The sequence below is a fragment of the Fibrobacter sp. UWH5 genome (assembly GCF_900142505.1).
Lineage (GTDB): Bacteria > Fibrobacterota > Fibrobacteria > Fibrobacterales > Fibrobacteraceae > Fibrobacter.
On sequence record NZ_FRBB01000037.1, the window covers coordinates 1 to 6,856 of the forward strand.

Annotated in this window: 12 protein-coding genes and 2 pseudogenes; 11 read left to right on the forward strand and 3 right to left on the reverse strand. The window is 46.1% G+C overall.

The annotated features are described in order from the left end of the window. From BUB38_RS15385 to BUB38_RS16875, 5 genes and pseudogenes are all read left to right on the forward strand, one after another. A partial coding sequence (locus tag BUB38_RS15385; protein WP_073161620.1) for a succinate dehydrogenase/fumarate reductase iron-sulfur subunit occupies positions 1 to 715 on the forward strand: 715 nt, incomplete at its 5' end. A gap of 264 nt (positions 716 to 979) precedes the next feature. Then, positions 980 to 1,261, forward strand: coding sequence for a UPF0175 family protein (locus BUB38_RS15390; RefSeq protein WP_073161389.1), 282 nt, complete (start codon positions 980 to 982; stop codon positions 1,259 to 1,261). A gap of 140 nt (positions 1,262 to 1,401) precedes the next feature. Beyond that, positions 1,402 to 1,629, forward strand: coding sequence for a PIN domain-containing protein (locus BUB38_RS16180; protein ID WP_139258468.1), 228 nt, complete (start codon positions 1,402 to 1,404; stop codon positions 1,627 to 1,629). Between the two features lie 55 nt (positions 1,630 to 1,684). Continuing rightward, positions 1,685 to 1,891: pseudogene (locus BUB38_RS15400) on the forward strand (succinate dehydrogenase/fumarate reductase iron-sulfur subunit); the annotation flags it as partial. Positions 1,892 to 1,935: 44 nt separating this feature from the next. Further along, positions 1,936 to 2,163, forward strand: coding sequence for an IS3 family transposase (locus BUB38_RS16875; RefSeq protein WP_256382245.1), 228 nt, complete (start codon positions 1,936 to 1,938; stop codon positions 2,161 to 2,163). Between the two features lie 14 nt (positions 2,164 to 2,177). Here BUB38_RS16875 and BUB38_RS15410 read toward each other — a convergent pair whose 3' ends face one another. Genes BUB38_RS15410 through BUB38_RS15420 form a run of 3 tightly spaced genes read right to left on the reverse strand, consistent with a single transcriptional unit; the run spans position 2,178 to position 3,122 of the window. Next, positions 2,178 to 2,408, reverse strand: a complete 231-nt coding sequence (locus tag BUB38_RS15410) for a hypothetical protein (protein WP_073161622.1) — start codon at positions 2,406 to 2,408, stop codon at positions 2,178 to 2,180. Then, positions 2,401 to 2,910: a DUF3990 domain-containing protein gene (locus tag BUB38_RS15415; protein ID WP_073161623.1), complete on the reverse strand. Its 510-nt coding sequence runs from the start codon at positions 2,908 to 2,910 to the stop codon at positions 2,401 to 2,403. Before BUB38_RS15415 ends, BUB38_RS15410 begins: the two co-directional genes overlap by 8 nt. Continuing rightward, on the reverse strand, positions 2,907 to 3,122 hold the full coding sequence (locus BUB38_RS15420) for a DUF3791 domain-containing protein (protein ID WP_072801212.1): 216 nt from the start codon (positions 3,120 to 3,122) through the stop codon (positions 2,907 to 2,909). Before BUB38_RS15420 ends, BUB38_RS15415 begins: the two co-directional genes overlap by 4 nt. Before the next feature lie 182 nt (positions 3,123 to 3,304). Here BUB38_RS15420 and BUB38_RS15425 point away from each other — a divergent pair, with 182 nt between their 5' ends. The 6 genes and pseudogenes from BUB38_RS15425 to BUB38_RS15450 form a co-directional block, all read left to right on the forward strand. Beyond that, a complete protein-coding gene (locus BUB38_RS15425; RefSeq protein ID WP_073161624.1) occupies positions 3,305 to 3,835 on the forward strand; it encodes an esterase/lipase family protein in 531 nt (176 codons plus the stop codon). A gap of 16 nt (positions 3,836 to 3,851) precedes the next feature. Then, positions 3,852 to 4,739, forward strand: coding sequence for a hypothetical protein (locus tag BUB38_RS15430; RefSeq protein ID WP_217650901.1), 888 nt, complete (start codon positions 3,852 to 3,854; stop codon positions 4,737 to 4,739). 12 nt (positions 4,740 to 4,751) lie between these two features. Then, a complete protein-coding gene (locus tag BUB38_RS16515) occupies positions 4,752 to 4,964 on the forward strand; it encodes a hypothetical protein (protein ID WP_175547706.1) in 213 nt (70 codons plus the stop codon). A 131-nt stretch (positions 4,965 to 5,095) separates the two neighbouring features. Further along, entirely contained in the window at positions 5,096 to 5,479 is a 384-nt protein-coding gene (locus BUB38_RS16520; RefSeq protein WP_083542272.1) for an esterase/lipase family protein, read from the forward strand. Beyond that, a complete protein-coding gene (locus BUB38_RS15445) occupies positions 5,476 to 6,399 on the forward strand; it encodes a hypothetical protein (protein WP_073161628.1) in 924 nt (307 codons plus the stop codon). Before BUB38_RS16520 ends, BUB38_RS15445 begins: the two co-directional genes overlap by 4 nt. 164 nt (positions 6,400 to 6,563) lie before the next feature. After that, positions 6,564 to 6,856: pseudogene (locus tag BUB38_RS15450) on the forward strand (4Fe-4S dicluster domain-containing protein); the annotation flags it as partial.

A 6,856-nucleotide genomic window follows, 5' to 3' on the forward strand; every position in this document is an offset into this window, starting at 1 on the left:
GTTCGAAACTGTCAAGATCAGCGACATTTCTCCCGACATGTCCTTCCTGGAAATGCTGGACATTGTCAACGAAGAACAGATGAAGCAGGGCAAGGAAGGCTTTGCATTCGACCACGACTGCCGCGAAGGCATTTGCGGTATGTGCTCTCTGGTCATCAACGGTATGCCCCATGGTCCCGACCACGGCATCACCACTTGCCAGCTGCACATGCGTAAGTTCAAGGATGGCGATACCATCGTGATCGAACCGTGGCGCGCTGCTGCATTCCCGGTTATCCGTGACTGCGCTGTGGACCGTTCCGCATTCGACCGCATCATCGCTGCTGGCGGCTACGTTTCCGTCAACACCGGTGCCGCTCCCGAAGCATCCGTGATCCCCGTTCCCAAGGCTGATGCAGACCGCGCCTTCGACGCTGCTGCTTGCGTTGGTTGCGGTGCTTGCGTTGCTGCATGTAAGAACGCTTCCGCTATGCTCTTCGTCTCTGCTAAGGTTTCTCACCTCAGCTTCTTGCCCCAGGGCAAGGTCGAAGCCAAGAAGCGCGTGCTCGCTATGGTGGCACAGATGGACAAGGAAGGCTTTGGTAACTGCACCAACCTTTACGAATGCCAGGCTGCTTGCCCGAAGGGTATCACCGTGGATTACATCGCCAAGATGAACCGCGAATACCTCATGGCAACCGCTACCTACGCTGAAAAGGTGTACGGCAAGGACTAATTCCTAGCATGTCATCCTGAGCGAAGGCGCTTGCGCCGGAGACGAAGGATCTAGAACTCCGTTCGGGTAAACTCCGGGCGGGGTTCTTTTTTTTTGTGAATTTTGTATTGTCAATATTTATCCTAGATAATTCGATTCAGTAACATTCGCCAAACGCTTCACCTCGGAAAAACTCCTCAGTGAACAGCATCTAACAGTGTCACGTAAATCGGCTAGGTTGCTTTATTCTTGATAAAATTATATATTAAGAGTGGAGGCTTTACAATGGAAATGACAACAGTCCAACTTCAGGTCCCGGTGGATATGGAGCCGTATATTGCGACGAAGCCAGAAGGCGAACTTGTGCAGTTGGCCTTGTTGTTGCATCCGTTTGTAAAGAACGAGACCATATCGCATGGTCGCGCTGCCGAAATTCTCGGTATCACAAAGTGGCAGCTAATCGAGCTTTATGCCAATGAGGGCTTTGCCTACTTTGATATGGATTGGGACGAGGTCGAAGAGGATGTCGCTACCTATGAACGTCTCAAGGCGTATTTGAAGAATTAACTGCCAATCCTGACTTTTCTGAAGAAGCGGAAGAGATTAGGAAATGTGAATTCATTGAAATACAAGATGTCAATCCTCAAGAAGTCTCCCTTTTTAGGAGGGCTACGGGGCTTGACCTTGGTGAGAGTGAGGCTCTCGTTTTGACAGATCGGTTAAATGCGGACTTACTTCTTGTTGATGAAATCAGGGCAAGGCATGTTGCCAAAACAATCGGTCTCAACATAATGGGTACAATCGGCATTTTTAGAGCCGCTTATAAGGATGGCTACATTTCTGCAGATGAAGTTCGCGAAGCTGTAGAAATATTGCGTTCTAGCGGTCGTCACATTGGCGAACGACTTTTCAAGAAGTTGCTTGAATCCTTGTAATTTTCCCATACATTCGACCTTCCTGGAAATGCTGGACATTGTCAACGAAGAACAGATGAAGCAGGGCAAGGTCGATGCCAAGAAGCGCGTGCTCGCTATGGTGGCACAGATGGACAAGGAAGGCTTGGGTAACTGCACCAACCTTTACGAATGCCAGGCTGCTTGCCCGAAGGGTATCACCGTGGATTACATCGCCAAGATGAACCGCGAATACCTCATGGCAACCGCTACCTACGCTGAAAAGGTGTACGGTAAGGACTAATGAGGCGTGAGGTATGAGGTCGGTCGCTTCGCTCCCTTTGAGGTGTGGGGCTTCAGCCCCTTTGGATCTTCCGCGCACCCCCACTGCGGGCTTCAGACGCCAGCCCGCAACGCCTGGCTTATAGCAAAAAATGGAGAAAGTATTCCTGCATGGGGGAGGTGGAGTCGGACATATTCGACTATATTGAGGCGTTCTATAACCGCAGGAGGTTGCATAGCACGCTCGGGTACCTGAGCCAGGTAGAGTATAGGTTGAAAAGGCTGGCTGCGTAAGGAGCCGGCTTAGGCTAGACTTCGAGTTGAGTCAGTTTCCCGTTTTCCTGTTCCGCCTTGAATATGTCGTAGACATAGGGAGAACTTTCAAGGTAAAGTCCGGTTTCCAGGTCAACCAACTTGGCGAATGTTTCTGACGCGTAGAGCCTGCGCATTGCTTCGATGAGCGGGATTTTCTGGTCTTCCATCATATACGAGATGATGTCTCCCGTTATGAGTTCAGCAAGCATTTTGGGCTTAGACATGGACCGACTCCTTCTTTTTCAACAGCGCAATCGCTTTTTCTGAGTGGAAGGAATATTGGTCGGTTAGTTTCTTGAACTTCATCTCGCTAACGAGCGTTTCGACAGAGATAGTTCCTTCGGAAAACTGCCTGAATAGCAATGCCAAGTCATCGTTCGCAATCGGCCCTATGACCAAGTCGAACTGACCGTCTATGTTGGAGTCTTCCTGCGGGTCTTTCAGTTTCGTTGCGTTTCGGTTCGTGATGACGAATTTCGCCCATTCTATGGTGGGTGAATCAAAGTGACGGATGTTCAGGGTTCCAAGTTTGTCCGCCGAATTGTCGAAATCGTATATATTCAGGGTGGGCGAGCCGCCATACATTCTTGCTACCCTTTGCGCCATCCTTACAGCCTGCTCCCGAATGGTGGTAAGGTAGAACCCCTTGCCGAAATCCTTGTTCGGACGGCACTTGGACAGTTCAATTTGGGCGATGTCCGTGTTCGAACCGTGGAAGAGAATCACTGTATCTTCCCTCCGTTCTGCTGGCTGACTAGCGTTAGGTCGTTGATGGCGTCTTCAAATGAAAGCGTATGCTCCACATCGTAGAATTCGACAAGGAAATCCATCGCTCCGTGATTGCATAGATAATCAAAAGCCTGCTTTTCTGTAAGGCTCTTGTTTGCGGCGAACTCGTTGACGCATGCAACGGTATATCTGATCAGTTTCTTGTCCATTTCTTAGATAATATACATAAAGGCTAGAGTCGTGGCAATAGTATGGGCACTCTCCCGGTACAATGTAGTGCTTATTCATGGAGCTGCTCCGGAAAATCAAGGATTCGAAAGTTCGTGTGATGAAATTGTTCGTAGTGCGTGGGGTTTTCATAACAATTGGGTTGTAGACTATACAACTTAAGATGGATAGCGCGAAGCTCCAAAAGTCTTTGGGTGATGCCGCAGGCATGTTGGGGGCATATAATCAGGATGGTGAAAAGAAACTTACTCTTTGGCTAGATTCCGCTGTCTTTGAAGATACGGTAACATACGGCTCCGAGTATATCTATATCCAACGTTCCTTTGCGAATCCAGCGGCGTCCCCTGCACATAACGCATACGAAATTGGTGATAGAACTTGGAAAGGGAATAACAAGTGTTCCGTACGTAGGGCCTTGTTTGAAGAGGCTCAGGAAGTGAAGGCGAAAATATACAATAAACATATTGTTGGGGATTCTGTTGTTATAGATTCTACGGTTGGACAAAAAGCTCTTGAAATCATCCGTAAAAACTCCAACCTCTATCGTCAACTTGCATCTCGTTATATCCTTATCGGTCACAGCATGGGTGGTGTAGTTTCCCGCGAGTACGTGCAAGGTAACTTCTACAATGGCGATGTGGACAAGATAATTTCTATCTTCTTCGGAAGAACTGGAGACGAAATTTATGGTTAATGAAAGGAATGAGACTGTGAAGAATGTGACAAATTTCGTTGCTGGAATCGTGCTTGCGCTTGTGTGCGGCGGATTTGCAGGCTGTACGGATGTGGATTTTCATTGGTCAGAAAATCGAAGTAATGCGAAGGTTGTTGGATTTGTCGATGATTCTCTTGTGATGGTTGGTGATTATCGTTATTGGGAAGAAATTACAGATGAGTGGAATGGAGGCTATAGCGATATAGAAGGTTTTGGTCATGAGCGTTTGTGTGTTTACAATTACCGAGTTCAGGAAGATGGTCCTCGTTGGTGTGACTCTTTGTCTAGCGAATCTGCGACGGGGATGTTTGGCATGAAAGACCAAGGCTCGTCTACGTCGGCAGGACAAATGACGGATTCCGTAATTTGGGCTATTCGTTCAAGTAATACTATTTCTTTGTGGAAGATTGGAGAAAAAGTACATGAATTAAAATTGAGTAAGTTGTTTGACGGGTGCTCTGGTGAATTTGTGGTGGCTTCCGTTAAACAGTGGTTTGACGACAAGTTTATTGTTCGTGGGGATAAGTCTTTGATTTCTGATGGCTGCCAGTATGCGGTATTGGATACGGTTGCGCGGACTGTTACATACAAACGGCTTGATGAAAACTTGAAGTGGCTTCAAAAATGCGATGACGTAAGGGCGTGGGGTGAGGATGTGTATTGTATTGTTTTAAAGGAGAATGAGGAATCTTTGGTTGTAAAAAATAAAGAAGAATTTATTGATGCTCCATTTCCGTTTAGGATAGGCGGCTTTTGGGGAAATGTAATGAAATTGGGAAGTCGTTTATGCCTAATAAATCATGATAGCATTGAATGTAGTGATGTATCTTGGTTTGGTGGTTTGGAATTTAAATCTGAGGATGGAAGAATACTTTCTTATTAAGGAAAGATGGTTATGAAGAAACTGATTCTGATAAGCTTTTTGATGGGTTGCATTGGTGTGTTGTCTTACGCTAAACCCATGGAATCTATTGAAAATTACAATGTGATGCTAGTCCATGGTGCGTACGGGGCTGAAAAAGGTTTTCCTGTTGATGATAGTTTAAAGGATGCATACGCACATGGAGGAATGCTTGGAAATGAGCGTATGACAATGATGGTCGAATAACGTATTGGCTTTCAAAAAATGTCTTGGAAGAGAAGTGTATTGGATGTCTGTTAGAAGCCAAGACTTCATATCTCTATAATTGGCGGTCATTTTCAAATCCTGCGAATACTTCTTTGAATAATGCTTATGAAATGGGTGATAGAAAATGGAATGTTGCAAACAATGGCGTTTCAAAATTTGGACATCGTCGATCGCTGTTTGAAGAAGCGCAAGAGGTGAAGGCCATATTTCCTTATAAAGATACGGTTTATTATGGTCAAGTTGCTCTTGATTCCATGCGCCATCATCCCGATCTCTATCGTCAACTTGCATCTCGTTATATCCTTATCGGTCACAGCATGGGCGGTGTCGTCTCCCGTGAATACGTGCAGGGTAACTTCTACAATGGCGATGTGGATAAATTTATCATGCTTGATTCACCGCACGAGGGCACCGGAACTTTGGACATACAACTCGGTTTGTTGTTATTTTGTAGTAAAATGTGTAGAAAAAGTTTTAAGGAGAACTGGGTGTGAAAAATCTGTTGAACAAGTTTGGACTTCAAAGGCTGATTGTGGCTGCCATAACCGTAATTTCAAGTGTATGTATGTGGGGGTGTTACGATGATCCGTGCGATGATATGGAGTATCGGTGGACGGGCCCGACCGAAAAGAAAATTGTTGGTTTCGTTAACGATAGTTTTGCCATAGTGGCTCATGTGAATAGATGGAGTTATGAGGCTGACTGCATGTGTAGTGGAGAACGGTTCGGTTTGGGACGATGGACCATTGGCGTATATAACTACAGGGAACAATTGGATGGCCCCGTTTTTGTGGATTCCGTTGACGATGGATATGGACAATACATGTATGTTTTGGGACAATTGTCGGATTCTGTAGTCTGGGGCGGTAATACGGACCCGAATCTGTTGGTTTGGAAAAATGCGACATCATTTTCCTTTTGGAAAATTGGCGAAAAACCGCATATAATTGGAGTTAGGCAGTCTTTTGATGGTTGTTCTGTTTCTTTTCCGATTGGTTCCTTGAGGGAATGGACTGATGGCGCAATTTTTGCAAAAGGAAATTTGACAGCTGGTAACGATAGCTGCCAATATGCCGTTTTGGACACCGTGTCGGGGGTTCTCACCTACAAGAGACTGGATGAAGACCTGATGTGGATACAGAAGTGCGATGATGTCCGTGCGTGGGGTTATGACGTGTATTGTTCCCTTCCTGGAAAGCGTCCTCTTGAGGGAAACATTTTAAAGAACGAAAAGGATACGATTCTGGCGCCGTTGGTGTTTAGTAAGGGAATTTTTTGGGGGAATATGATAGAACTGCGAGCAAATATATGTAACCTTGGTAATCAAGAAATTTCATGTCTTGATTCTACGTTTACATGGCGTGAACCCTTAAAATTTTATAAAGGTAACGATGTCGTGGTGGATTTGGAGTAAAGTATGAGAAAGAGGATTGTTCTATTCTTGATTTTGTTGATTGTTTGCGAATCACGGGCTGTTCCCAAGCCTATGGAAAGTTTGACGAATTATAACGTGCTTCTTTTACATGGTGCATACGGTCATACTGATGCCGATGGTGTTTTGCAGGGATTTGAGGAAAATTCGACGCTGCTGCTTGCGTTGGTTGCGGTGCTTGCGTTGCTGCATGTAAGAACGCTTCCGCTATGCTCTTCGTCTCTGCCAAGGTTTCTCACCTCAGCTTCTTGCCCCAGGGCAAGGTCGAAGCCAAGAAGCGCGTGCTCGCTATGGTGGCTCAGATGGACAAGGAAGGCGTTGGTAACTGCACCAACCTTTACGAATGCCAGGCTGCTTGCCCGAAGGGTATCACCGTGGATTACATCGCCAAGATGAACCGCGAATACCTCATGGCAACCGCTACCTACGCTGAAAAGGT